Annotated in this window: 19 protein-coding genes; 13 read left to right on the forward strand and 6 right to left on the reverse strand. The window is 68.5% G+C overall.

Going from position 1 to position 22,990, the window contains the following annotated elements:
* The first annotated feature begins 228 nt into the window (after positions 1–228).
* The 6 genes from WMF14_RS04175 (at position 229) to WMF14_RS04200 (ending at position 6,520) form a co-directional block, all read left to right on the forward strand.
* Positions 229–1,974 (forward strand): DUF1592 domain-containing protein, encoded by a 1,746-nt coding sequence (locus WMF14_RS04175; RefSeq protein ID WP_437798889.1) that lies wholly within the window; start codon positions 229–231, stop codon positions 1,972–1,974.
* A gap of 122 nt (positions 1,975–2,096) precedes the next feature.
* The gene (locus WMF14_RS04180; RefSeq protein ID WP_437798890.1) at positions 2,097–3,335 is read left to right on the forward strand and encodes a DUF1552 domain-containing protein; all 1,239 of its coding nucleotides are present in this window, start codon (positions 2,097–2,099) and stop codon (positions 3,333–3,335) included.
* Between the two features lie 118 nt (positions 3,336–3,453).
* On the forward strand, positions 3,454–3,948 hold the full coding sequence (locus tag WMF14_RS04185) for a cupin domain-containing protein (protein WP_437804142.1): 495 nt from the start codon (positions 3,454–3,456) through the stop codon (positions 3,946–3,948).
* A 75-nt stretch (positions 3,949–4,023) separates the two neighbouring features.
* A complete protein-coding gene (locus WMF14_RS04190; RefSeq protein WP_437798891.1) occupies positions 4,024–4,398 on the forward strand; it encodes a VOC family protein in 375 nt (124 codons plus the stop codon).
* A 256-nt stretch (positions 4,399–4,654) separates the two neighbouring features.
* Positions 4,655–5,593, forward strand: a complete 939-nt coding sequence (locus WMF14_RS04195; RefSeq protein ID WP_437798892.1) for a hypothetical protein — start codon at positions 4,655–4,657, stop codon at positions 5,591–5,593.
* A gap of 69 nt (positions 5,594–5,662) precedes the next feature.
* On the forward strand, positions 5,663–6,520 hold the full coding sequence (locus WMF14_RS04200; RefSeq protein WP_437798893.1) for an ATP-dependent Clp protease adaptor ClpS: 858 nt from the start codon (positions 5,663–5,665) through the stop codon (positions 6,518–6,520).
* A gap of 138 nt (positions 6,521–6,658) precedes the next feature.
* Here WMF14_RS04200 and WMF14_RS04205 read toward each other — a convergent pair whose 3' ends face one another.
* On the reverse strand, positions 6,659–7,363 hold the full coding sequence (locus WMF14_RS04205) for a hypothetical protein (protein WP_437798894.1): 705 nt from the start codon (positions 7,361–7,363) through the stop codon (positions 6,659–6,661).
* Here WMF14_RS04205 and WMF14_RS04210 point away from each other — a divergent pair.
* The 4 genes from WMF14_RS04210 (at position 7,344) to WMF14_RS04225 (ending at position 12,238) form a co-directional block, all read left to right on the forward strand.
* Complete coding sequence (locus tag WMF14_RS04210; protein WP_437798895.1) at positions 7,344–7,694, forward strand: hypothetical protein; 351 nt, start codon at positions 7,344–7,346, stop codon at positions 7,692–7,694. The two genes, WMF14_RS04205 and WMF14_RS04210, sit on opposite strands and share 20 nt — an antisense overlap.
* A 775-nt stretch (positions 7,695–8,469) precedes the next feature.
* A complete protein-coding gene (locus WMF14_RS04215; RefSeq protein ID WP_437798896.1) occupies positions 8,470–9,687 on the forward strand; it encodes a hypothetical protein in 1,218 nt (405 codons plus the stop codon).
* Positions 9,688–9,846: 159 nt separating this feature from the next.
* A complete protein-coding gene (locus tag WMF14_RS04220; protein WP_437798897.1) occupies positions 9,847–11,511 on the forward strand; it encodes a hypothetical protein in 1,665 nt (554 codons plus the stop codon).
* Between the two features lie 172 nt (positions 11,512–11,683).
* Positions 11,684–12,238: a DUF1003 domain-containing protein gene (locus WMF14_RS04225; protein ID WP_437798898.1), complete on the forward strand. Its 555-nt coding sequence runs from the start codon at positions 11,684–11,686 to the stop codon at positions 12,236–12,238.
* Between the two features lie 174 nt (positions 12,239–12,412).
* Here WMF14_RS04225 and WMF14_RS04230 read toward each other — a convergent pair whose 3' ends face one another.
* The 4 genes from WMF14_RS04230 to WMF14_RS04245 all read right to left on the reverse strand — a co-directional run bounded on the left by WMF14_RS04230 (position 12,413) and on the right by WMF14_RS04245 (position 16,754).
* On the reverse strand, positions 12,413–13,579 hold the full coding sequence (locus WMF14_RS04230; RefSeq protein ID WP_437798899.1) for a hypothetical protein: 1,167 nt from the start codon (positions 13,577–13,579) through the stop codon (positions 12,413–12,415).
* A 266-nt stretch (positions 13,580–13,845) separates the two neighbouring features.
* Complete coding sequence (locus WMF14_RS04235) at positions 13,846–15,276, reverse strand: tyrosine-type recombinase/integrase (protein WP_437798900.1); 1,431 nt, start codon at positions 15,274–15,276, stop codon at positions 13,846–13,848.
* A gap of 440 nt (positions 15,277–15,716) precedes the next feature.
* Positions 15,717–16,244: a hypothetical protein gene (locus WMF14_RS04240; protein ID WP_437798901.1), complete on the reverse strand. Its 528-nt coding sequence runs from the start codon at positions 16,242–16,244 to the stop codon at positions 15,717–15,719.
* A 102-nt stretch (positions 16,245–16,346) separates the two neighbouring features.
* Entirely contained in the window at positions 16,347–16,754 is a 408-nt protein-coding gene (locus WMF14_RS04245) for a hypothetical protein (protein ID WP_437798903.1), read from the reverse strand.
* Positions 16,755–18,595: 1,841 nt separating this feature from the next.
* Between WMF14_RS04245 and WMF14_RS04250 the strand changes: the two genes are divergently transcribed.
* Both WMF14_RS04250 and WMF14_RS04255 read left to right on the forward strand, forming a co-directional pair.
* Entirely contained in the window at positions 18,596–19,345 is a 750-nt protein-coding gene (locus tag WMF14_RS04250) for an SDR family oxidoreductase (protein WP_437798904.1), read from the forward strand.
* Between the two features lie 13 nt (positions 19,346–19,358).
* Positions 19,359–19,940: a TetR/AcrR family transcriptional regulator gene (locus WMF14_RS04255; protein WP_437798905.1), complete on the forward strand. Its 582-nt coding sequence runs from the start codon at positions 19,359–19,361 to the stop codon at positions 19,938–19,940.
* A 547-nt stretch (positions 19,941–20,487) separates the two neighbouring features.
* On the opposite strand, the gene WMF14_RS04260 is transcribed toward WMF14_RS04255, so the two are convergent.
* Entirely contained in the window at positions 20,488–21,171 is a 684-nt protein-coding gene (locus tag WMF14_RS04260; protein WP_437798907.1) for a hypothetical protein, read from the reverse strand.
* A 1,028-nt stretch (positions 21,172–22,199) separates the two neighbouring features.
* Between WMF14_RS04260 and WMF14_RS04265 the strand changes: the two genes are divergently transcribed.
* The gene (locus WMF14_RS04265) at positions 22,200–22,955 is read left to right on the forward strand and encodes a hypothetical protein (RefSeq protein ID WP_437798908.1); all 756 of its coding nucleotides are present in this window, start codon (positions 22,200–22,202) and stop codon (positions 22,953–22,955) included.
* The last annotated feature ends 35 nt before the right edge of the window (positions 22,956–22,990 follow it).

A 22,990-nucleotide genomic window follows, 5' to 3' on the forward strand; every position in this document is an offset into this window, starting at 1 on the left:
TTCAAAAAACGCGACAGCGGTAGATAAAATGGGTGGGTTGGTGGGTCGTTGGGGCACAAAAATGTTCGCGATCGACCTCTGCCGTGAGCCGGACGGGACAGGTTCTGGTACATCATATCAAATCGGCGCTGTTGAGTCGCAGCGTCGGGAACCCGTGCAGGTGCCGATCCATGTGGTCGGCGCTCGCACCAACTCGTGCCTTTCTTCGGGCGCGGCGTGGAGAACACGGTGAACCCCGAGCAACACACGCATCGCTGGCCTCTCGAGCTTTTCGGCTCACACCTCAGGTACGCTGCGCCGCTCCTGCTCGCGTTCGTCGCGGCTTGCAACGGCCAGATCGGCGGGCCCGGCCAGTCCACGGGGGCTGGCACAGGCCCCGGCGGGGACGAGCCTGGGATCGTCGAGCCCCCGGAAGACGTGCTGGATTCGGCGTTCTGCCAGACGCCGCAGCCCGGTACCGCGCCGCTCCGCCGTCTCAGCAATTACGAGTACGCCAACACGGTGAAGGATCTCTTCTCCGGCGTCCCGGGCGTGGCCTCCACCGTCGACAAGGTGGTCGCCACGTTCCCGAACGAGTCCGAGTCGCTCGGCTTCCGCAACAACGCGAGCTTCTTGACCGTCGGCTCGCTCGTCGCGCAGAAGTTCCTCGACGCCGCGGAGCAGGTCGCCGCTGTCGCGGCCCACGCTTCGGGCCTTGTCGACTGCGATCCGGAGGAGCTCGGTGAGCTCGAGTGCGCGCGCGACTTCATCCGCGCCTTCGGCGCCAAGGCGTACCGGCGGCCGCTCACGGAGGCCGAGGTCCAGAGTTACGAGGAGCGCTTCACCGCAGGATCGGACGGGTACACCTTCGACGACGGCATCGAGTGGGTCGTCTTCAGCATGCTGCAGTCGCCGAACGTGCTCTATCGCGTCGAGCTCGGCCAGGCGAGCACGGGTGACGTCACCGAGCCCACGCCGTACGAGATGGCCTCGCGGCTCTCGTACCTTGTCTGGCAGTCGCATCCGGACGAGGAGCTCACGCGGGCGGCGGAGGCGGACGAGCTCGGCACGCCAGAGCAGCTCGAAGCCCAGGTGCGGCGCATGCTGGCCGATCCCAAGGCCGAGCGCTTGCTCGAGTACTTCGACCAGTGGCTCGACACCGACATCCTGAGCAGCATGAACCGCGATCCGGCGGTGTATCCGGACCTCTCGCGCGACCTGCCCGCCTTGCTGCGAGCGGAGACGCGCACGTTCGTGAAGGACCTGTTCGCGAGCCCGAGCGGCTCGCTCGGCGACCTCTTCGCCGGCGACTACAGCTTCGTGAACGGCCCGCTCGCGCAGCACTACGGCGTGAGCGGGGTGAGCGGCGACGATTTCGTCAGGGTCGACATGCCTGGCCGCTCGGGCGTGCTGACCCAGGGCATGATGCTCACTCGCGACAAGGCGACCCGCACCTCCATCGTCCGCCGCGGCCTCAAGGTGCGCACCGATCTCCTGTGCCAGATCGTGCCCGCGCCGCCCAACAACGTGAAGCTCGATCTCGAGGGCCTGGGAGAGGGGCTCTCGCAGCGCGAGCGCCTCGAGCTCCACCGCACCGAGCCGAGCTGCGCGGGGTGCCACTCGCTGATGGATCCCATCGGCGTTGTGTTCGAGTCGTTCGACGCCGTGGGCCGCCCCCGCACCACGGACGAGGCCGGCAGGCCGATCGACACCTCGAGCGCCATCTCGAGCACGCGCGACGTCAACGGCCCTGTGGCGAACGCCGCCGAGCTGGGGCAGCGCCTCGCGCAGAGCGAGGAGGCGCGCGCCTGCTATGTGCTGCAAAACTTCCGCTTCTTCTACGGCCGCGACAAGACCGACGCCGATCGCTGCTCGATGGCGTCGCTCTCGCTCGCGTTCAAGGACAGCGGTTACAGCCTGTCCGAGCTCGTGGTCGCGCTCACGCAGACCGACGCCTTCCGCTACCGCCCCGTCATCGTCCCGGAGAAACAATGAAACCTCTGAGCCGCCGTACCTTCCTGCGTGGCGCATCCGGAGTTGCGCTCGCGCTCCCGTTCCTCGATGCGATGCGTTCGAGCCGCGCGCGAGCCCAGACGACGCCGTCCCCGCGCCGTATCATGTTCGTGTTCCAGGCGAACGGCGACGAGACGGAGAGGCGCTTCGACGCCCGCGGCGAGACGAGCTTTCAGCTCGGCGAGTTCCTCGCCCCGCTCGAGCCTTACCGCGAGGATCTCCTCTTTCTCAACAACCTGCACAAGCACTTCTACGATCTGCCGGAGTCCGAGCGGGCCGACAACCACCAGCAGGGCGGCAGCTCGCTCGCTCCGTGGAAGTCCGGCACCGGATCGTTCCCCATCGGCGGCACCGAGAGCACGATCGGTTACGTGGAGGGGCCGAGCGCCGACTACGAGATCGGCGGTCGCGTGCTGGAAGCCAACGAGAGCATCGCTCACCGGCACCTCGTGTACCGCGTCGGGGACAAGTGGAACGACATCTGGAACACGCACTCCCACGCGGGGCCCGCGGGCGAGCAGAACCCGATCCCGCCGGAGACCGACCCGTACGAGGCTTACGCCCGGATCTTCGCCTCCATGCCCGACGACGGGGGCGCGCAGCAAGAGGTGCTGAGGCGCCTGGCGAAGAAGCAGTCGGCCATCGATCTGGTGCGCGAAGAGGGGAACTCCCTCCTCACCCGGGTCGGCGCCGAGGACCGCGCCAAGATCCAGCAGCACCTCGACGCGATGCGCGACGTCGAGCGCGCGCTCCAGGCCGGCAACGGCGCGGCCGCGTGCGTGAAGACCCCGCTCGGCGAGCGGCTCAACCCGTACGCCGACGAGAACCACGCGATCATGGGCGAGCTGTTCTTCAAGATCAGCGCCCTCGCGTTCGCCTGCGATCTGACGCGCGTGGTGCATTTCAACTGGAGCGGCAACACCAGCAACCGCGTCTACTCGAACCTGGGTCTCAGCGACGGGCACCACGACATCTCGCACAACAGCGACGACGACTCGTTCGCCAAGGTGCGCAAGATCCACAGGCACCTCTGGGAGCAGAACACGAAGCTCTACGAGATCTTGAAGAACACGAGCGACGGCGACGGCACGCTCTGGGATCATACGCTCGTCGTGCACTGGAACGAGCTCGGGCAGGGCGACAGCCACAGCATCGAGGACAGCCTGGTCGTGTTCGCAGGCAAGGCTCACGACTACTTCCGGCGCGGGCGGCTGGTGGACTTCCGCGGCGATCGCTCCTTCGCCGACATGCTCGTGAGCTGCTTCCACTACATGGGCTTCGAAGACGTCAAGAGCTTCGGTGAGGGCGTCTTGAACACCGGGGGCGCCCTGCCGCTCACGTGAGCAGGCGCCGCCTCCCGCCGGCGGCGCGGAACGCAGCGCATGCGGCGCCCCGCCTGCGGGCGCGCTCCGTAGGCTTTTCCAGGTGAGCGCTCCTCCCGCGGGTGCTTCACTGGGCGGCATGTCGATCATCCAGCCTTGTTTCGATCGGTCGGTCGTCGTCCGTGGCGCCGACGCTGAGATCGTCGGCTCTCCCGCCGCGCGGATCCAGCTCCTCGCGGACAGCAGCGCGACGGGCGGAGCCCTCTCCACCGTGCGCCTGACGCTCGCGAAGGACGCGGACGGCGCGCGGCCTCATCGTCACGACGGCTCGGCCGAGATGTTCTACGTGCTCGACGGCGCCGTGCAGGTCCTCTCGGGGAGCGACGTCGTGACGGCCGAGAAGGGCGATCTCCTCGTGGTCCCTCCGCGGGTCGCCCACGCGTTCGCCGCCGCGCGCGGCAAGGGCGCAGAGCTCCTGGTCGTCATCACCCCCGGGGTCGAGCGCTTCGACTATTTCCGCAAGCTGACGCGCATCGCCCGCGGCGAGGAGCCGCCCGAGACCCTGCGCGACGTGCAGGAGCTCTACGATACGTACTTCCTGAGCAGCCCCGAATGGGAGGCGGCGCGCCGGTGAACGCGCTTCGAGGTCGCGCGGGCAGGCAGGGCGCCGCTCGCGGCCCGCGTCGCGTCGATGTATCCTGGGTGGAGCATGCCCTTCACCTTCCTGTGCATCGATCACGTGCAGCTGGCCATGCCGCCCGGGCAGGAGCCGCGCGCCGTGGCGTTCTACCGGGACGTGCTCGGGATGGAGCAGCTCCCCAAGCCCGAGCCGCTCGCGTCCCGCGGCGGCGCCTGGTTCCGCGCGGGCGGCGTCACGGTGCACCTCGGCGTCGAGCGCGACTTCCAGCCGGCGCGCAAGGCGCACCCCGGCTTCGCCGTGAGGGGCATCGACGAGATCGCGGCCGCGCTCCTGGCCGCGGGCCACGCCGTGCGCTGGAGCGACGAGCTGCCCGCCGTGCGGCGGTTCCACACCGACGATCCGTTCGGGAACCGCATCGAGATCATCGACGCTGAAGCGGGCTGAGCAGTACTCCACGTCGCCACCAGCGCATCGACCTACGCCGCGACCCGCTCCTGCGCGCCCAGCGCCTCACCCCTGAATCACGTCGTTCGCCTTAACACGACTTAACGGTGGGCGGCCTCGGCTCGCGCTATTCAGGGCCGCGGGGGAAAACATTGCTGTCAGGAGAATCCTTATGATCGAGAAGAGCACTCTGTCGATGCATGCCTGTTCTCTCCGTCCGTCACGCGCTGTCCTGCCGCGGATTGGCGCGGCGCTGTTGCTCCTCGGAGCCCTCGGCGCCGCCGCATGCACCGCCGATGCCGGCGTGGACGACGAGGAGAGCCTCGGGGTGGCGAGCCAGCGCGGAACTTACGATCTGACGAGCAGCTACACGGGCACCGTCGGTGACACCCGTGGCTGGCTCATCGAGTGGCAGGTCCCCCAGCTCCTGAACGCGTCCACGGCCTGGACCGCGGTTGGCCAGTGGTACTACAATCTGGAGTCTGGCATCTACCACAGCCCGGACGGGTGGTTCGTCTACTACTTCGGAGATGACAACGGCGTCACGGGGAATCATTCGAGCTGCAACACCCAGTGGGGCTCGGGTGGCACCTGCGGCGGCTCGCTTGGCAACCTGCAGCCCGGGCAGCAGGTCGTCTTCAAGTACGAGTGGTGCACGCCCGAGCGCGTCGCGAGCGTGACCGGCGCCCAGCTCTGCCTCTATGTCGACATGAAGGACGGCGCAGGCTGGCAGTTCCTCGCCCAGGACGCGCGCACCACCGTCGAGATGTATGCGCACGACATCGAGCATTTCGCCGACGTGGGCCCGCAGTATCCCCAGCCGCAGGTCTCCTGCCAGGCGCCCATCAAGATGCTTCGCCAGCAGGTGAAGACGACGGCGGGCGCCTGGCAGAACATGTCGGGCGCGAGCACCTGGTCGTTCCACGACGCCGCTCCTTACGTCTACCAGAACAAGAACCTCAGCGCGTCGCCGTCGACCTGGGAGGCCTGCACGTCGACCGTGCCCACGAGCAACTGCAGCGGCGTGCCCGCGTGGGCGTCGGCGCAGGTGTATACGCCCTCCACGCAGGTCACCAACGGCGGCCACCTCTGGTCGGCGACCCAGCAGATCTGGTGGTCGCACCCGGATTGCCCGCCGAGCAACCCGACGTCCTGGTGCCCGGCCGAGTGGGCCGACCTCGGGCCCTGTAACTGATCACAAAACCAACTCCCCACGAGGCGCGCTGGAGGCAACCCTCTTTTCGGCGTAGGATGCGCAGGGCACATGCGCATCCTCCTCGTGGGGCTCTTGCTCCTCGTGCTGGCGACCGGGCTCGCCATCCTCCACCGCCGGCGGAAGCGGCGCTCACGCGCGCGCCCGCGCGGCGATAGCACCGTGGTCATGTACACGGCGAGCTTCGAAGCCGTCCGGCGCGGGCAGCGGGTCTTGCTCCCGGAGCATGTCGTGCTCGCTGCGCTCTGCGATCGCCGGGTGGCAACGCTGGTCGCATCGGCCGGCGCGAGCGCCGCGTCCCTGCGGCGCGAGCTGACTCGACACCTCGCGGGGCCGCGCGAGGCACCCACGGACCTCGCCACGCTCGAGTTGTCGCCGGCCGCGAATGCCATCGTGGATCGCGCCTGGTCGAGGTCGGTGTCGTGGCGGGGCCCGTCGCCGATCGATCTGGTGGTCGTGGCGCAGTCGGCGGGGGAGCGCTGCTTCGCCGCCGCGCTGCTCACGAGGGCGTGTCCCGACCTCGACCAGGTGAGCCGGGAGCCGCCCCGCGCCCCGGAGCGCAGCAACCATGCAGGCGAGCTGGTCGAGATCGTGCTCTGGAACGACGACGTGACCAAGATGGAAGCCGTGGAGCGCTTGCTCGTCGACTGCTTCGGGATGGACGAGGTCGAGGCGACGCACTTCATGCTGACCGTGCACCTCGCGGGCTCCGCCGCAGCGGGCCCGTATCCGCCGGACGTCGCCGCCGCGCTCGTGGCGCGCGCGACGCAGGTCGCGCGCGAGCGCGGCATGCCGATCCGGATCACGCTCGGCCCGGCGGCCGAGGAGATGGGCTTCACCTGGGCGACCGAGCCCGCCCGGGCGGAGGAGGCGCGCGGCGGCGAGCTGCGCGCGCCGCGATCCTCCTGAGACGACGGCCGGCGCTGCCAGCGCCCGATCCAGCACGGCGGCCCCGCGGTGAGCTCGACGAGCTCGTCGTTCAGCCGGCAGCTCGGGGCGGCTCATGGTGTCGTCGGCCGGGAGGCGGCGCGCGCCGGGTCGCCTGCGTCAGGGCATCAGGGCGAAGCAGTAGATGCCGCCGTAGCCGCCGCCGCCGCCGACGGTGTTCGAGCCCTGCTGGGGGCCTCCTATGTCCACGATGGTGACCCCCGGCGCGCACCCCGGTGCATTGTGAGACGTTATCCAGTGGGACCCGCTCCCGCCCCCGCCCGGGCCGCCGCCGCCGCCCCGCGGCCACGAGTGTCCAAGCTGCGGTCCACCCTCGGCCCTGTCTCCCGTCTTGGCCGTCCAGTCCTTGCACGTCGCCGTGGCGCCCTGGAGCTGCCCCTGGGCGTTGGAGCCCGTCAGGGTGTCGTGGTTGTCGACCGCGGCTTGGTTCGGATCGGGCTGGTGGTTGGGGACGCCGTCCTCGTTCGGCAGATCGTTCATGATCGCCGCGTCGGCCCCGCTGGGACGCGTGTTGAGCAGCTCCTCCTTTTCGTTCGCGACCAGCCGGCCGAGCCGGTCGTACCAGGGCCCCTCGCCGATCCGGTCGATCGCGTTGACCTGCTTCCCGTCCTCGCCTGCCGTGGCGCTCAGGAACGCGCGCCACGTCTTGCCCCCTGCGCCCGGGAGGCTCTTCTCGGCGATCGTCGCGCAGATCTTGTCCGCGCCGCGGAGACCGGCGCCCGGCCCCGTCTCCCCGAAGCGGAGGTCGCCCCCGAAGCCGTCCTGGGAGCCCGACAGCTCCCGCATGGCGGCGAGGCTGGTCACGAAGAAGCTGAATCTCTCGGTCGTCCCGCCGCTCGCGGTGGATGAGGAAGTATCGCCGCTCGCGGTGGACGAGGAGGTATCGCCGCTCGCGGTGGATGAGGTGGTGTCGCCGCTCGCGGTGGACGAGGTGGTGTCGCCGCCGGAGGTGGATGAGGTGGTGCCGCCGCCGGAGGTGGACGAGGTGGTGCCGCCGCCGGAGGTGGATGCGGTGGTGCCGCCGCCGGAGGTGGTCGAGCCGTCGCTCGAGGTGTCCGCATCCGAGCCTGAACCGGAGCAGCCGACCACGTGCGAGAAGAGCGCGAGGGTCAGCGGCAGCAGCAAGTGGCGATAAGTGCGTGTCATGGTCTCCGTTTCCTTTCTCGTGTTAAGCAGGAGGGCAGCCGCGCCGCGGGGCGGCGAGGCTCACTGGCATGGGAGGGCGCGCGGCAGGTCCTGCCCTCGGGGCGCTGCGAGCTGTCGTCGCAGGAGGTGAGCCCCGCGATCACCACCGGTCGTTCGATCGGGGCCGAGATGACCCGATCGACACGGCCGCGCGCGATCGCCATGGAGCCCACCGCCTTGCGCCCTCCGAGCCCGACGTGTCGTTGCTGCCAGCCGCACCCCCGAGGTCGAGCAGGCGAGAGACAGGGGGATCACGGTCCCGCCGAGGGCGCCGGTGCCCCATCCGCCTGGCGGTGGGAATTTCTCAATTCGGCAAACTTTTTGCAACACCCAGATGACTATGTGTCAGCGCCGCGGGATCGGAGGTCAATCTTTTTCGCGGGCTCTTGGATGGGATGTTCCACCCAGAAGGTCGCGCTCTGTTGCGCGTGACGCCTTCTCCGCCACGAGCTCGCTCGCCGTCGGTCGGGCGGCATGGAGCTCCGAGCGGACCGCGCGCGGCGCGTGCTCCCGCCCCCCAGAGCCGCTTTCCGTCATGCAACGCGGTCGTCCCGATTCGCGCCATCTGGTAAATTTGGAGTCGAGATCGATTCTTGGCCCCCTTTTGAACTTACGGAGGTTTCATGTCTTTGGGTTCCCGCGCACTCCCGCCCACGCTTGCCGCCCTCGGTGTTGCCGCCCTCGTCTCGCTGCCCGGCCAGGCGCGCGCCGACGATCCTTTTGCCATGTCGGTTGGGATCTCCGTGTCGGTCTCCTTCGGCCAGAAGCTCGCCTTCGGTCTTGGCGGCGACCTCCGCGCGACGTTCCTCATGGAGGGCAGCATGGCCGGAGTGTTCGATTCGGGTCGCATGGGATTCGGTCCGTTCGTGCAGGCGACATGGCTCGACTTCTCTGCCGGCCGCTTCGCGATAGGCAGCCATGGCGGCGGCGATACCTCGGGCAACTCCGACCAGGCCGTCGCCTGCAGCATCGACGGTGAGCTCGGCTGGACGTACCGCACCCGCATCAGCGACGAGTTCCCGGCGCAGCACGGCCTCCACGTCGGCGCGATGGCCAGCCTGTTCGAGCCGGTGGTCGTCGATTTTTCGGCGCGCGCGGTCATTCCGCTGTCGGGCGAGCTGTTCGTCCCCGAGGGGATGTTTGGCATGGGCCTCCGCGCCAATCGGCCCTTCGGAGAGCGGTCGCATGTCATCGACGGCCGGCCGCTGCGCACGGCCGACGGGGTGGTGCTCCCGCCGGTGCTCGGGCTGGGCCCCGCTGCATCGCGCCCGGCGCGGCTCGATCGCGCGACCCGGGCGGCGCTCGCGGGGGCGTGGCTGGACAGCGCGCGGGCCGAGTGCGGCTCGATCCCGGCGTTCGTCGCCCTCGCGCGGGACCTCATGGCGGTGGGCGCGCCCGCGTCGCTCGTATCGCGGGCGCTCGCCGCGCTCGGCGATGAGGTCCGCCACACGGCGCGGTGCAGCGAGATCGCGAGCGCGCTCGCCGGGTGGCGCCTCAGGCCAGCGCTTCTCCCGCCTCCGGCGGCGCGCGACGCGGACCGCCAGGCGGCGCTCGTGCGGATGGCGCTCGAGGCGTGGCACGACGGCTGTCTTGGCGAGGGCACGGCGGCGGCCCGGGCGCGCCGGTCGCTCGCGGGGGCGAAGGACGCGGGCGTGCGCGCGGCGCTCGGCGAGATCGCGCGCGACGAGGCGCTGCACGCCGAGCTCGGGTGGCGCGTGCTCGCCTACTGCCTCTCCGAGGGCGGGCGCGAGGTGCGCGAGGCGGTCGGCGACGCGATGACGGGGCCGGCGCCGGCCCCGCCGGCGGACGACGCCGAGGTCGAGGGCGAGCGGAAGGAGGTGCAGGCCTTCGGCCGGCTCCCGCGCGCGGAGGCCGACGCGGCCTGGGACGAGACGTGGGCGGCGGCGCGGCGCGACGGGGAACGGATGCTCGTCGCCGCGTGAGCGGCCGCGGCGAGCGCGCCTGACGGCGAGCGCGCCTGAGGGAGAACCGCATCGGGCGGAATTTTCCACTTGCGCTGCTTGTGCACGCTTTCGTCTACTGGGACGATGCGCACGTGGACTCATCTCTCTTCAGTGCTGGTGATAACGATCCTTGCGGCCGTGCCGGGATGTGGAGATGACGGAGAGTCGTTCGAGGGCGTGGTCCTCGGCCTGACCGATCGGTACGTCACCGAGGGCGGCGAGATCACCGTGAGCCGGGACCTGTCGGAGTACGAGTCCGTCGAGGCCCAGGTGATCGCCGCGGATGGCGCGGTGCGGACCTTCCCGGGCGCGCTGTCGGCCGACGGCTCGCGCTGGGAGATCCCGTCGGTGCCCGAGGGCGAGTACTGGATCGTGACGACCGCCGCGCCGGACGAGCGCGCCACGAACGCGCCGAAGAGCCGCGCGATGCTGCAGGCGACGGCGCGCACCGTCGATTTCGGCCGCGCGTACTCCGGGCGGCCCGACAACAGCAACGCGACGCAGGACACCGAGGCTGCGCTCACCGCGGACGGGCTCAAGCCCTGGCACCAGTTCAGCCGCGACGCGGAGGGCGCGGTGGTCCAGCCGCTCCAGGACAGGATCGAGCTCTACAGCTTCAATGTCGACGCGATGGCCTCGCTCGTCCCGGAGGAGGGGACGAAAGGCGCGCCCGCCGACGGGGATACGGTCTGTTCGGGCAGGGCGTTCAACTGGCGGCAGAAGGTCTTCCCGGCGTCGCACGACGGCGGGCGGCCGCTGGTCGATGGCTCCCGGGGCGATGTGCTGCACGTCACCCAGCTCGTCGCGCACCAGGCCGGCTCGCCGCCGGAGCAGGCGGACCCGCACGATCCCTGGTCCTCGTTCACCTACGAGGCGGCGGAAGCATCGTTCTCGACGCGGGAGGTGAACATGCAAGACGGGCAGGCGATCGCCTTCGGCGGCTCGTTTGCGCCGCTCGAGCTGTCGAGCTTTGCTGCCGACCTCCGGATATCGCGGTTCATCGCGCAGGTGACGGCGAACGCGCCGGCCGTCCTCTCGAGCACGGTCACCTCGATGGTGGTGTACCAGGAGCCCGGCACCGGCGTGCCCCTCTATGGAAGCACACCCACGTTGCTCCAGGCGCAGGTCACGAGCGGCCAGGAGCCGGTCGACCCGACCTGCTTCTCGACGGACGACACGTGCGACCCCGAGCTCTGCCCGGATGGGTGCAATGCTGCCTTGACGACGTTCCACCCCGGCGACCACGCGGCGACGTACCAGTATGGCAACCCGTACGCCGAGAGAGGCATGGAGCTGCTCGACGTGAGGGTGACGTTCCGCACGCGGGTGATGCATCCCCTCGATGAGGTCCAGGAGAGCTTGCGCGGCTTCGTTGCGGTCGTCATGAGCGCCGAGGACGCGAACGGCGCGGCGGTGGAGCCGCTGCTCGGCTTGCCGCGGGACCCGCGGATCGACGGCGTGAGCCTGCCGGCGGACACGGTGACCGAGGGCGCCGGCGCGACACCGACCATCACCTTCGAGCCGCCGGATTTGGGCGAGCCGGACGGATACCGCGTCGTCGTCTTCCTTTACGATGACGTCAAGGATGCGGACGGTGCGGTGCTGAGCCAGCGCACCAGCGTGCTCAGCGTCGACACCACGGCGACCACGGTCAAGGTGCCGGAGGGCGTGCTCGAGAGCGGGCGGTACTACAGCGTGCAGATCACCGCGTACCTGGGCGAGCACACGCGACAGGCGCCTTTCAAGTACCGAGGAGCGACGCTGGCCCAGGCACAGACGTACACGGGCATGTTCACGCCCTGAGGGCGGGGGCTCGCTGCCGCGCACCAGGCCCAGGCACCGGCGATCGTGCCCGGGTTGGGGCCACACGGTCCCGACGCCCTGCGGGCTGGCGCAGCGGCCAGCCATCCCCTGCGGACACGGCCACGCCGCGAAGGGCACAGGCCGTCCCGTGGGGGCGAAACTTGCATCCCGCATGGCCTCGATGGATCGGAATCGACGTCACGCGAACGCGAGCGAGCTGAACAACCTGGTTCGGCGCAACATAGATACCCTGCTCGCCGTACGAGAGAAGATGGAACGTGGAAAGACCCATCGAGAGATGGTGGCAGACACGATCACCCGCTTCGCCGGGAGCATGACTTTCGTCTATATCCACGCTCTCCTGTTCGGCGGCTGGATCCTGTTGAACCTGGGCATCGTCCCCGGGATCAAGCCCTTCGACCCATTCCCGTTCGTGATGCTGGCGATGATCGCGTCGGTCGAGGCGATCTTCCTGTCGACCTTCGTGCTCATCAGCCAGAACCGGATGCAGGCGCTCGCGGACAAACGGGCTGATCTGGATCTCCAGATCAACCTCCTCGCCGAGCACGAGGTTACGCGCTTGATCGGCCTCGTGGACGACATCGCTCGTCATCTCGGTGTCACCAGCGGAGATGACGCAAACCTGGACGAATTGAAGAAGGATGTCCGACCCGAAGAGGTCATCGAGGAGATCGAGCGGGCGGCGCGCGACAGGCCCGGCACCTGAGGCCGCCTGAGCGCGCGAGGCCTGGATGAGCCCGGTGCGCAGCGTGGCGAGCCGAGCATGTCGAAGTTCAGCATCCCCTCGATCGAATCCTTCTCGGGCAGCATCGGGGGAGGGAAGTCCAGATGCCTCGGAGGCGTCGAGCCCCAGCTGGGGCGCCTGCGGGCTCGGCGCAGCTCAGCGCTTGCCCTTGGCGCCGCCTGCCTTTGCCGCGCCGCCGCTGCTCCCATGCGCGTTCGCCTTACCGCCGCCGCCATGGTCCTTGTCATGGATCATGACCTTGGTGCCGCCGCCGCCATGGTCCTTGTCGTGGATCATGACCTTGGTGCCGCCGCCGCCATGGTCCTTGTCATGGATCATGACCTTGACCTTGTTGCCGCCGCCATGGTCCTTGTCATGGATCATGACCTTGACCTTGTCGCCGCCGCGATCATGGTCATGCACCTTCACGTTCACGTCGGCGCGCGCGCCGGCGTGCAGGTCGATGTCAGGCCCATCAGTGAAGCTCTTCACGAGGATGTTGACCCGCGGCGCTCGCGCGGCCGTCGCGATGACGCGCACGCCGGGCCGATAGCCCCAGAGCGCCACGCGCGTCGTGCCGTGGAATCCGAGCGCGACCGTCAGTCGGAACGGGTTCACCACCGCCGCGAGCTTGCCCACGAAGTAGAATCCAGCAGAAGCCGGCGCGAGGACCAGCACCTCGGGTCGCTCGGCCACGAGACCCAGCTTGAGCGTTCGCCCCTCGATGGCGACCGGCTTGAGGTGAGCATCGAGCACATAGACGCGCACCTCTCCCGTGGCCTCGTTCGCGACCATCTCGAGCCGATCGTCGCCGACCACCTGGACGGAGCCGCCGTGGGGGCCCACCGTGACCTCGGACACCCTGCTCTCCGCGCTCACCCTGGCGCTCGCCACGAGCTCCGCCGTGCCGCCCGCGGGCACGTGCAGCACGCCGCTCCACGGCTTGCCCGAGATCGTGAGCGTGTAGCTGATCTCCGTCAGATCCGCCTCGAGCTTTGGCCCCTCCGCGACCAGGAGCCCCGTCCTCGCGTCGATCGCGAGCGGGATGGTCCGCGCCTCTCCGGACGGCAGCTTCCAGACGAGCGTGCCACCGACGTCCTCCTTGATGCGCACACCGGAGCTGGCGGTGATCGCTGCCTTCACCTGGCCGTCGCCGTCGATGCGCCAGGCGACATTCCCCTCGTCGTGCTCCTCGACCAGCGCCGCGGCGCCGAGCTCCTCGCTCAGGGCCATCTCCGCGCTGGCCGTCGCCGTGGCCTCGCCGCAGGCGGGCAGGAGCGCGAGCGTGAGAGCCACCAGCGCGATACGAGCCGTACGGATCATCGATTCCTCCGTTGCCATCCTGTGCCTCGCCGGCGAGTGCCGGCTCGGTCGTGGGATCCTCTCGACTTCCTGGAAGCAGTGCGCCCTCCGGGGCGCCGCGGCTCATCAATCTCGTGGTGGGGACGTGTGGGCACCTCCGGCGTATGTGGATCAGCGTCTCCAAGGAGGCGTTCCTGAGCTAGGCGCCGGGTCGGTGCACCGCCGGCCGCCCGGCGGCGCTGACGCGGCCGCGCCGCGCCATCCCGCGCGACCCAGGGGGCCGAGTCTCAAGTGGATATTTTCGAAATCGTTAAAGTTATACCCGGGCACTCGTTCGCACCAGGGACGTTCTTGGGCTTCTTCCCTGGTGCCGGCGAACGATCGGAAGAAACAACAACGATTTCGATTGGTTCCGGCTTGCGGCCGACCAGGTCCTCTTCCGGCATGGCCCAACGCGGGCCCAACCGGCCGTCTTCGGGTGCGTCCATGGTCACCGCGAGGGCGCGGGCAACGTCGCTCCGGGTCGCCACGTCGCAGGGGGGCGCGGCGGCGAGGGAGCCCTCGTCGCTCGCCGCTCCCGCTCCGTGTTCGCCGGACGCCGGACCACATCCTGCTGCCGAGCCGCCCTTGCCGCTCAGCTCGGGGAGCGCCTCGTCCAAGGGGGCGAAGTCGCCCAGGGCGAGCTCCGCGACCTTGCGCGCAGCACGCTTGTAGTTGTGGATCTGGTCGCTCGAGCTGTGTCCCGTCCGATCGGAGATCCACGTCTCCGCGCGGCCGACCGCGAGCTTGACCGTGATGAAGGTCGCGCGCGTGTCGTGCAAACGGATATTCAGCCTTGCATCCGTGGTCTCGAAGAGCTCAGGCCGATCGATTCCTGCGCGTCGGAGGTGATCTCTGAAGTTCTTCGCCCCGTTGTGCCCCGGCAAGGCGTTGCCCCACTTCCCCACGAAGACACGTGTATTGTCCGGGCAGAGCTCGCGCCACTTCCGGAGCGCGCGCGCTACGTCGGGCGAGAGGGCCCACGCGCGGGGATCGTCCGTCTTGTTCTCGTCGAGAACCACTGCGCCGCGCTCCAGATCGACATCGGACCATTCCAGCCTTCCGGCCTCGTCGGCTCGCATGCCTTCCCGATCGAGGAAGCCGTAGTAGATCCGGAAGCAAAGAGGGATCGCCTGGCACCGCATGAGGCGATGGTCCTCGTCGGGGTAGAGGTAGCCCTTTGCCTTCTCATCATCGTTTTTGGGGATCCATCCCCGCGGCAGAGGGTTGCTACCGATGACGCGCGCCGGGTAGGTCGCGAGCGCTAATATGCGATGGATGATTTGAGCGATCTTTTGACGCGTTCCGGACTGCAAGTGCCCTGGAAGCAATGACATCGCGTGATCGGCATGATCGAGTGTGAAGCGCGCGAGAGGAACAGGACCAAGCACCTCGAGCACGTGGGCCAGTCTCGATCTATAGTCATCCGCGCTGCGAATCGCCTTCACATGATCCGGATACTGCTCGGCGAGCTGTCCGGACAGAACTCGCTCGGAGAACTCCGCGAAGGTGGTCTCTCCGGTTGCGCGGGCACGCGCTTCGCCCCGGCACAGCTGGTCGATCGCGAGCCGGACATCACGGAGCGCATTGCCCTCGCGCGCGGCAGCCTGCTCCAGCAGCGGCATGCCGAGCACGATCTGGCCGGCTGCGAGCAGGCGCCCGGCGAGGTCGGCCAGCACCTCCAGGCGTGCGTTGGCTTCGTACTCGGTCCGGCACGTCGGCAAGCTGAACGTGGGTCGACCGGCGTCGCCGAGGCTAAGACGTGCGGTCCACCTCTTCCCGCGCAGCCGGACGGAGCCGGAGCCGTTGGTGCGCTTGTCTCCTGCTGGCCTGCCAGGCGCGCGAGCAGGCAGCTTCGGGCGCTCGATCGTGCCCGCGGAGCCCGGCGAGTCTGCGACGGGCGCAGCTAGCTCCGCCACCGGTGAGGAGCGCCCGCTAGACCGGCTCGAACGCAAACGCCGGTCGGTCGATGCCTGTGCAGGAAGGGATGAGGCGGGGGAGGAAGGCGAGCGCTTGGCGCGCGCCCGTCGCTGGGGTACGTCGGTCATGGGTCGGTCTCCGGTGAAAGCGGGGCTCGATCAAGGGCCCGTCCGGCGTTCCACCGCCGGGCGGGCCCGCTCTACTTCCGCGGCAGCCTAGCACGGCGTGTTCCTGCGGGAGGAGCGCTCGCCCGGTCGGTTTTCGGGCATGGGACAGATTCAAGGCCGACAGAGGCCAGCACAGCGGCAACCCGAGTGCGCTCATCCACCTCTGCGGTACGACGCGAGGCCGGCTCACCGGCCAGGGCGCGCAGGTACGCCACGAACGCCTCGCGCTCGACCAGACGCAGCTTGCCGAGCTTCGTGACCGGCAGGGGAAAGCCCGGCGCGCGGATCGTCTCGAGGAAGACGCGCGCCGGGATGCCGGTGACTGCCTCGACGTTCTTCTGCGAGAGCATCTCCGGCTGCGGCGCCGTGATCGTCAGCCCATCCAGCGGGATCGCGAGCGTTGCGGGTGCCGTCGTCATGGCTGACTGGTCGATCATCTTCGGGCTGGACCATCCGCCGGTGGGCGTCTCCAGGCTCTCTCTGTCGATGGCGCGCGTGCCGTTACCAGCCTGACGAAGAGCAAGCGGTGCCGATACACGCGCGAGAGCCGCTCGTGTCATGCCATACCTCCATCCGTGTTGCGTTCGTGAATAGGATCGGCGAGCGGCCACGATAGGCACGCACGGGAGACGCAAGCGGCGAAAGTCCAACGCGACGCCGCTTCATGTGCTCGACTGGCGCGCTTCCCGCCGGGCAGCGCTGCACCGCAGACGAGCATGCCGATCGCCCGGACGTGGGCTTGGCACCGCGCGCGTCCCGCGCTCCGCCGCCTCCCACGCGGCTCGCATGCTGCTTTCAAGTTTTCCTCCCCCCTCCATCGGCGGTCCCATTCGCTTCAGCGCCTCCAGGCGCGCAGCCTCCAGCCTCGACCGGCGCGGCGCCGTCCCCTGGCGCTTCTCCACGAGCTCACCGAGCACCTGCGCCGCGCGCTCCCACTGCTCCGCCGCCCCCGGCGCGTGCGCGATCCTTCGCACGGCGTTCCAGGGCGCTTCAAGCTGATCACACAGGTTGCCGATCTCGGGGTGCAGCCGTGCGATCGCGCGCAGGTGGCACCGGGTCTGCTTGTTCATCTGGAAACACTCTTCCAGGACGTGGCTCGGCGCGCGGACAACTCCGCACGCGAGCTCGTACCAGCGACGCGAGCTCATGCGTCTACAAAAGCACCGAACCACAAACCTGCCAGAGCGAAGCCTTAATTTTCCGTTCAACTTTAAAGAGCGTTAAAGCACAGTACAAGAGTCGGCTCCTGGCGAGGGCGACGGCATTAAAGTCTGATGTAGCGTGCGACCAAGAGAACGCCGGTCCTCACGTGCCACCGTGCCCTGACTGGCGTTCGCTGAGACCCGATCACGTGAGCTCGGTGTGCGGGGTGAGCCCTCCCGGCGATCCGACGGCCCGGCCATCGAGCGGGGCCAGATCGCCCGGCGCCGCGGCCGCGAGCCGCGCTGGCGTCCACCTGGGCGAGCTCCGCCTTGCGCCAGCCTCCCGCCTGGACGAGCTCCGCGGCCCCGTGCGCCGTGTTCGCGCCCTGCTGCGTGCTCGGCTCCAGGTCCAGGCCGGCCCGGCGTCCGCCGGGACGAGCTCACGCCGCACCCTTCGGGCCGCCGCCCCGCGGTCGTGCCCGCCGCGTGCCGCCCTTGCATACGTATGCGACAAAACGGAGGTCGGCGGCTCGCCGGAGCCCCTCAGCCGACCCCGCGCAAAATTACCAAATCGACCCCCTTCGCGCCCCCCCAAATCGGCCCCTCGGGCGCTCCCTCGAAGCCGTCTAACTGCGCGTCACCAGAGCGGTTTCCACACCTGACGAGATCCCGGTAACTCGCGACGAGATACCGGGTCGTCAGAATTACCATTTCGGGCCTCCTCACGGGCTCTCGTTCAGGCTCCGCCCCGAACCCGAAACACCGCAACAACGGAGGTTCGGATGTGGCAGGAGCAGCTACCCTCGCGCCGTCGGCGGCTCCAGACGCGCGGTCGTCAGGCCGCGCTGGAGGGCAACGCTGCTGCACGTGCGGCATCGTGCACAGCCCCAGGCGTTCGCCCGCCAGTGGTTCTGCCGGCTGTGATCGAAAAGCCTCAGATCGTGCGACACCGGCATAATATGGATCGCTGCAGATCCACCCGCAGGCCGACATTACTCAGAGCCGCCGAGCAAGTTCAACTGCACCATCCTGCGCGGACCGGGCGGAGGCTCTGATGGAGGAGGTGTTAAGGGCCACCGCGATCCGCAGGAAATTGACCCTCGCATCGTGACGTCGAAGCGGGACAGGGGCAGCCGACAAGTTCACCGGTGCGAGGGACGGGGGTAGGGAGCGTCCCCGAGCGGCACGGCGCAACGGCGAAGGCCCGGCCAACTTCTCGGCTGTCGCTCATGGATCCGTGAGCGACAGCCTTCGGTTCGTCTTCTGCGGCTTCTGCCACCGACTCTTCTTCGTCTGCCGTCGCTGCGATCGCGGGCAGCGCTACTGCGGCGAGGCGTGCGCCGAACAGGCCCGGCGGCGGGCGCTGCGGGCAGCTCGGTTGCGGTACCAGCGCTCCCCCGAGGGCCGCCTCGACCACCGCGACCACCAGCGCGCCTACCGCGAGCGCCACCGCCTGCGCGTGATGGATACGAGTTCCGAGATGTTGGCCCAGTGCGCAACCGTGCGCGTGCGGGCTGACGTCCTCGCGTCGAGCGAGGTCACCGACCCCAGCCCGCAGGAGACGATCGATGGACGAGCTGGTGATGACGGTCCGCGCGACGTCGCGGTGGACGCTGGGGCTGCCCAGGCGCCTTGCGCGTCAGCGCGGAGTGTTTATGGTACGATCATTCCAGAACGTTCGTTCCGGAACGGTGCGTCCACTTGCGCCCTTCCGACGACGACCAAACCGAGAACCAGCGCCGCCACCGCGGCGCGCCGAGGAGAACGCCATGTCCCGTTTCGCCGACAAAACCGCCCTCATCACCGGGGGTAGCTCCGGCATCGGCCTCGCCACCGCGCGCCTCCTGCTGCAGGAGGGCGGGCGCGTGGCCGTCACCGGGCGCGACCCGAACAGGCTCGAGGTGGCCGAGAAGGAGCTCGGGCCGCGGGCCCTCGTGCTCCGCTCCGACACCGGCGATCTGCCTGCCCTGCAAGCGCTCGCCCGCGACGTGGAGGCCAAGCTCGGCAAGCTGGACCTCGTGTTCCTGAACGCCGGCATTCCCGGCGAGTTCGCGCCCGTCGCGTCCTCGACCGAGGCCCTGTGGGATACGACGTTCCGGACCAACGCGAAGGGCGCGTTCTTCGCCGCGCAGGCGCTCACGCCGCTCGTGAAGAAGGGCGGGAGCATCGTGTTCAACACCTCCGTGGTGGACGTGAAGGGTATCCCCAGCACGTCCGTGTACTCCGCCTCCAAGGCGGCGCTGCGCTCGATCGTGCGCACGCTCGCGGCGGAGCTGATCCCGGAGGGCGTGCGGGTCAACGCCGTGAGCCCCGGTCCGATCACGACGCCGATCCTCTCGCGCTCCGGCCTGCCGGCCGAGGTCGTCGACTCCTTCACCAAGAACATGGCCGCAGCGAACCCGATGGGGCGGTTCGGCACGCCCGAAGAGGTGGCCAAGGCCGTGCTGTACCTCGCCGTCGACGCCACCTACACGACCGGGCTCGACCTGCCGGTCGACGGCGGGGCGACCCAGCTGTAACAATGGAGGCCGCATGGGCCGGCCCCGCGAGTTCACCGAGAGCGATGTGCTCGACCGCGCGCTCGAGACCTTCTGGGCGCGCGGCTACGAGGGCACGTCGGTGCAGGATCTCGTGGACGCGACCGGCCTCTCGCGGGCCAGCTTGTACGGCGCGTTCGGCGACAAGGACGCGCTCTTCGCGCGCGTCCTGGAGCGCTATTGCGCGCTTGCCGCTCAGGCCACGAACGAGCTGGACGAGGGCCCTTCGGTGCGCGCCGCCGTCGAGCGCTACCTGCTCAACAACCTCGACGCCGCCTTCGGTGCCGTTCGCGGCGAGCCGCGAGGCTGTTTCCTCCAGCTCGCGGCGGCCGAGTGTGGGCACACCCACCCCGAGGTCGTCGAGGCCGCCGCCGAAGCGGTGCGCCACTCCGAGCAACAGCTGCGCGCCGCCCTAGCGCGCGGCAAGAAGAGCGGGGAGCTCCCTGCATCCCTCGACGAGAAGGGTGTCGCGCGGCTGCTCGCCGTCACGCTGCAAGGCATGTCGCTCGCGGCCCGCAACGGCCGCACGCGTCAGGAGCTGCGCGAGGTGGTCCGGCAGGCGATGAAGCTGCTCTGATCGCGACCGCGGCCGTTGGCGGCAGGAGAGCCGAGGCGATGCGCCCGGATTGCCCCGGCGTCGAGCACCCGCGCGATTTCGCGCGCATCTTCCCGCGGTCAGATTTCTGCGGTGCCTTGGTCAGATTTCTGCGGATCTTCGAGGCCATCTACAAGGAGGTGGTTCCGGCTCCGACGGAGCCACGACGGGGCCAGCCGGCGGCTGGGGAGCGGAGGGAGCTGACGACGCGGACCCGCCCGCGACGAGGCGGAGCCAACCGCGGCCGCCGGGCAGTTGCCGGACGGGCCCGGTCAGCGTCGGCAGGGGGGAGCGCTTGCGGGACGGGCGGCGCCACGGCGGGCTCTGCCAGCGCGGCCCGGACCAGATCCTCGACCGACCTGAGCTCGGAAGCGAGCCCCACGGCTAGGCTGCGTCGCTGGTGGCTCGGACGGCGGGGGCTCCGACTCCGTCTTGCCCACGGGCGCCGTAGGGGCCAGCGGCGCAGCCGGCGCGCTACCGATGGCGCCGGTTGTAGCCTCCGCCTGTACGCGTGTGGCCCCGAGCTCTCTCAGTCAGGAAGGCCAGCCATCCTGTTGAGGATGCCGCTGTTGCAGCCCAGCGAAGGGCAGCCGAGCTGGCTCTGCATGCATGGCAGTTGGGTGATAATGAGAAGACCCTTGGTGTACTTCTCGTTTACGACGTCCAGTGGCCTGCTGTCCTTGACCTTACCAGACATCGCACTCCATGCGGACGAGAGAGACTTGTTCGACATGGCTCTCTTCAGTGTGGCCGCGTTCTGGTCCATCCACGCCAGATGGTCGCGAAGGTAGGCGACGCGACCATCAACGAAGTCCCGATGTGCCTTTTCGGTCTCGATGCCACATGCAGACTGTACCTTTAACTTCGCTGGCATCTTTGAGCGAAGCTCTTCGACCTCTTTCAAGATCCCTTCCAGGCAAGATCGTGATGCGTCGAACCCAACGGTGCGGTCGGAGCATCCCGCCCATCGAAAGTCTGCCGCGTCGACCTTCCTGGCGTGTGGCCACATGAACTGCGCCACCGCGCGGACCTCTTCCTTCTCAGTGAGGGCGCGTGGCGGTGGCAGTTGCGTCGGAGCCGCCGTGGTCGTGGCCTGCTGGGTACGCCCCGGCTGATCTTCCTTCTTGCCGCATGAAACGAGTATGGCGCTCCAGAGCGCGACGACTCCAGCGACGCAGATGGTGAACCGACGCCTGATGTTCCCCGAGCGCATGGGGTCGATCGTACGAGGGATGGCCCGGCCGAGTCCACTTCCGCGTCACCGGCGGGCGGCTCGTGCGGCATGTGCTGCCCTGGGTCCCCGCCCTTGGCGCGTACCCTCCCAGAAGGCGGTCCCCTCAGCCCCGCAATGATAACCGACAGGCGCGCCGTCCGCGGCGGCGGCCCGCCCAGGGCGTCGCGGCGAGTCGCGCTCGCTTGTGGTGCTGGCACGCGGGCGACGTCGTGCAGCCCAGGGCGCACCGCCGTCCGAGCGCTCTCACGGCCACGTGGACAGACCGCCAGTGACAGCAGGCTGCCGAACATGACAGCAGGCTGCCGAACACTGGCACCGCAGACAGCTGCGCAGTGGCCCACGCTCTGGACGGTACGACCCATGTCCATTGGGATGCCCTCCTCTAGGTTGCATTTGACGCCCAATCCTGCCATCAGAAGAATTGGTTGCATCGCCACGTTCTCCGGGCGATGACAAAGGGGGAAGTAACCGATGAGAACGGAATGCCGACGGGTCGCATCGGCGGCGATGTTCGCTCTCGTGCTCGGTGTTGCTTCGACGCAGGTAGAGGCATCGGAGCTGAGCGCCGGTGTAAGCCTCGGTTGGATCCAGGCTGGCACTGCGCCGCGCTTCGCGGTAGGCCCGCATGCTGGGGTATCGTGGCACCTTGAAAAGAACCTCCTGTTGAAGGTTCATGATCTGTGCAGCGTCGTGCCTCCAATCCAGATAGGTGGGCCCGGCGTTTACAATCACACCTCCGTTGCCCTTGGATATAGCTGGAAGGATGGCGACATTAACGTGGGCCCATCGGTTGCGCTCTATTTCATGCCAGCGTGCGGAAGCGCCTTGTGTGGACAGGTTGCCGGGATGGCGGTGGGCGGACATGCGCAAGCCAGCGCGTACTTTGCGGGGCCGCTGGGCATATCGGCGAGCGCCAACCTTGATTGGATCGATGGTAGAAGTCTTGTTCTAACAGGCTACGCATCCGTCGTTGTTGTTGCCGGCCCCGTGATGCGATGGAGTTCTAGATGAGCTCAAGAACGAGTCCGTTTCTCATTGCAGCTATCGCAGCCTGGGTGTTGGCGGCATGTAACTGGACGGTGGGAGACTGCTACCCTCGCGACGAATGGACCTCGGGCGCAGGTGCGGGACCAGGTTCGGAGCCCGTTCCGGTCTTCAGCTCCAGCGCATCCGGTGACTTCGGAAATGTGCCATCGGGAGAACGGCAAGGCGCCAGCGAGCAAAAGATCCAGTGCAACAAAACGGATGGCTCAGACGAAGAGGAAGAAGAGCGCCCGAAAGACAGCTCGGAGAGTCCGACAAACGGCACATGCTCAGGCCCCGGTGACACCGCTGGAGACGGCCAGATTTACGTATTCTGTAGCGACATTTGCAGTTCGAAGTGTCCGCCAGCCGGAGTGAACGGCTTCTCGCCAACCATCTTCAGTTTCGTTACGACGATCCCCGACGACGGAACAGGCGAATCGGGAGGCTGGCAAAAAGCCACCGTTATTCTGAAGGTCAAGCGGTGGGTTGAGATATATCCGGAGTTCTGGGAATGTCCACAGATGACGTTCGGGATGCCACTGCGAAACAGATCTCAGGGGCAGATTCCAGCAGACGAGGCCGCGCGCATCAGTGCCGACGTGGCGACCAAAGCTTCGCGTAAAATAATGAGGGCAAACCCCACTATTCCGCGAGGAATCTACTGTACCATGTTAAAGGATGAGATGGACATCAGCCTCCGCAAGCGCGTGGCTGGGTCCAGAGTCACACAGCCATGAAGCACGGGGTCGAGGAGTTGTTCAGCGTCGTATAT

Source organism: Sorangium sp. So ce693, from assembly GCF_051521375.1.
Classification (GTDB): domain Bacteria; phylum Myxococcota_A; class Polyangia; order Polyangiales; family Polyangiaceae; genus Sorangium; species Sorangium atrum.

Coding starts and splice junctions, on each gene's coding strand:
- WMF14_RS04225 (WP_437798898.1), top strand. CDS start 11,684: ATGGCCTCGATGGATCGGAATCGACGTCACGCGAACGCGAGCGAGCTG.
- WMF14_RS04180 (WP_437798890.1), top strand. CDS start 2,097: ATGTTCGTGTTCCAGGCGAACGGCGACGAGACGGAGAGGCGCTTCGAC.
- WMF14_RS04255 (WP_437798905.1), top strand. CDS start 19,359: ATGGGCCGGCCCCGCGAGTTCACCGAGAGCGATGTGCTCGACCGCGCG.
- WMF14_RS04260 (WP_437798907.1), bottom strand. CDS start 21,171: ATGCGCTCGGGGAACATCAGGCGTCGGTTCACCATCTGCGTCGCTGGA.
- WMF14_RS04215 (WP_437798896.1), top strand. CDS start 8,470: ATGTCGGTTGGGATCTCCGTGTCGGTCTCCTTCGGCCAGAAGCTCGCC.
- WMF14_RS04245 (WP_437798903.1), bottom strand. CDS start 16,754: ATGAACAAGCAGACCCGGTGCCACCTGCGCGCGATCGCACGGCTGCAC.
- WMF14_RS04210 (WP_437798895.1), top strand. CDS start 7,344: ATGGCGGCGAGGCTGGTCACGAAGAAGCTGAATCTCTCGGTCGTCCCG.
- WMF14_RS04265 (WP_437798908.1), top strand. CDS start 22,200: ATGAGCTCAAGAACGAGTCCGTTTCTCATTGCAGCTATCGCAGCCTGG.
- WMF14_RS04185 (WP_437804142.1), top strand. CDS start 3,454: ATGTCGATCATCCAGCCTTGTTTCGATCGGTCGGTCGTCGTCCGTGGC.
- WMF14_RS04200 (WP_437798893.1), top strand. CDS start 5,663: ATGCGCATCCTCCTCGTGGGGCTCTTGCTCCTCGTGCTGGCGACCGGG.
- WMF14_RS04250 (WP_437798904.1), top strand. CDS start 18,596: ATGTCCCGTTTCGCCGACAAAACCGCCCTCATCACCGGGGGTAGCTCC.
- WMF14_RS04190 (WP_437798891.1), top strand. CDS start 4,024: ATGCCCTTCACCTTCCTGTGCATCGATCACGTGCAGCTGGCCATGCCG.
- WMF14_RS04240 (WP_437798901.1), bottom strand. CDS start 16,244: ATGACACGAGCGGCTCTCGCGCGTGTATCGGCACCGCTTGCTCTTCGT.
- WMF14_RS04230 (WP_437798899.1), bottom strand. CDS start 13,579: ATGATCCGTACGGCTCGTATCGCGCTGGTGGCTCTCACGCTCGCGCTC.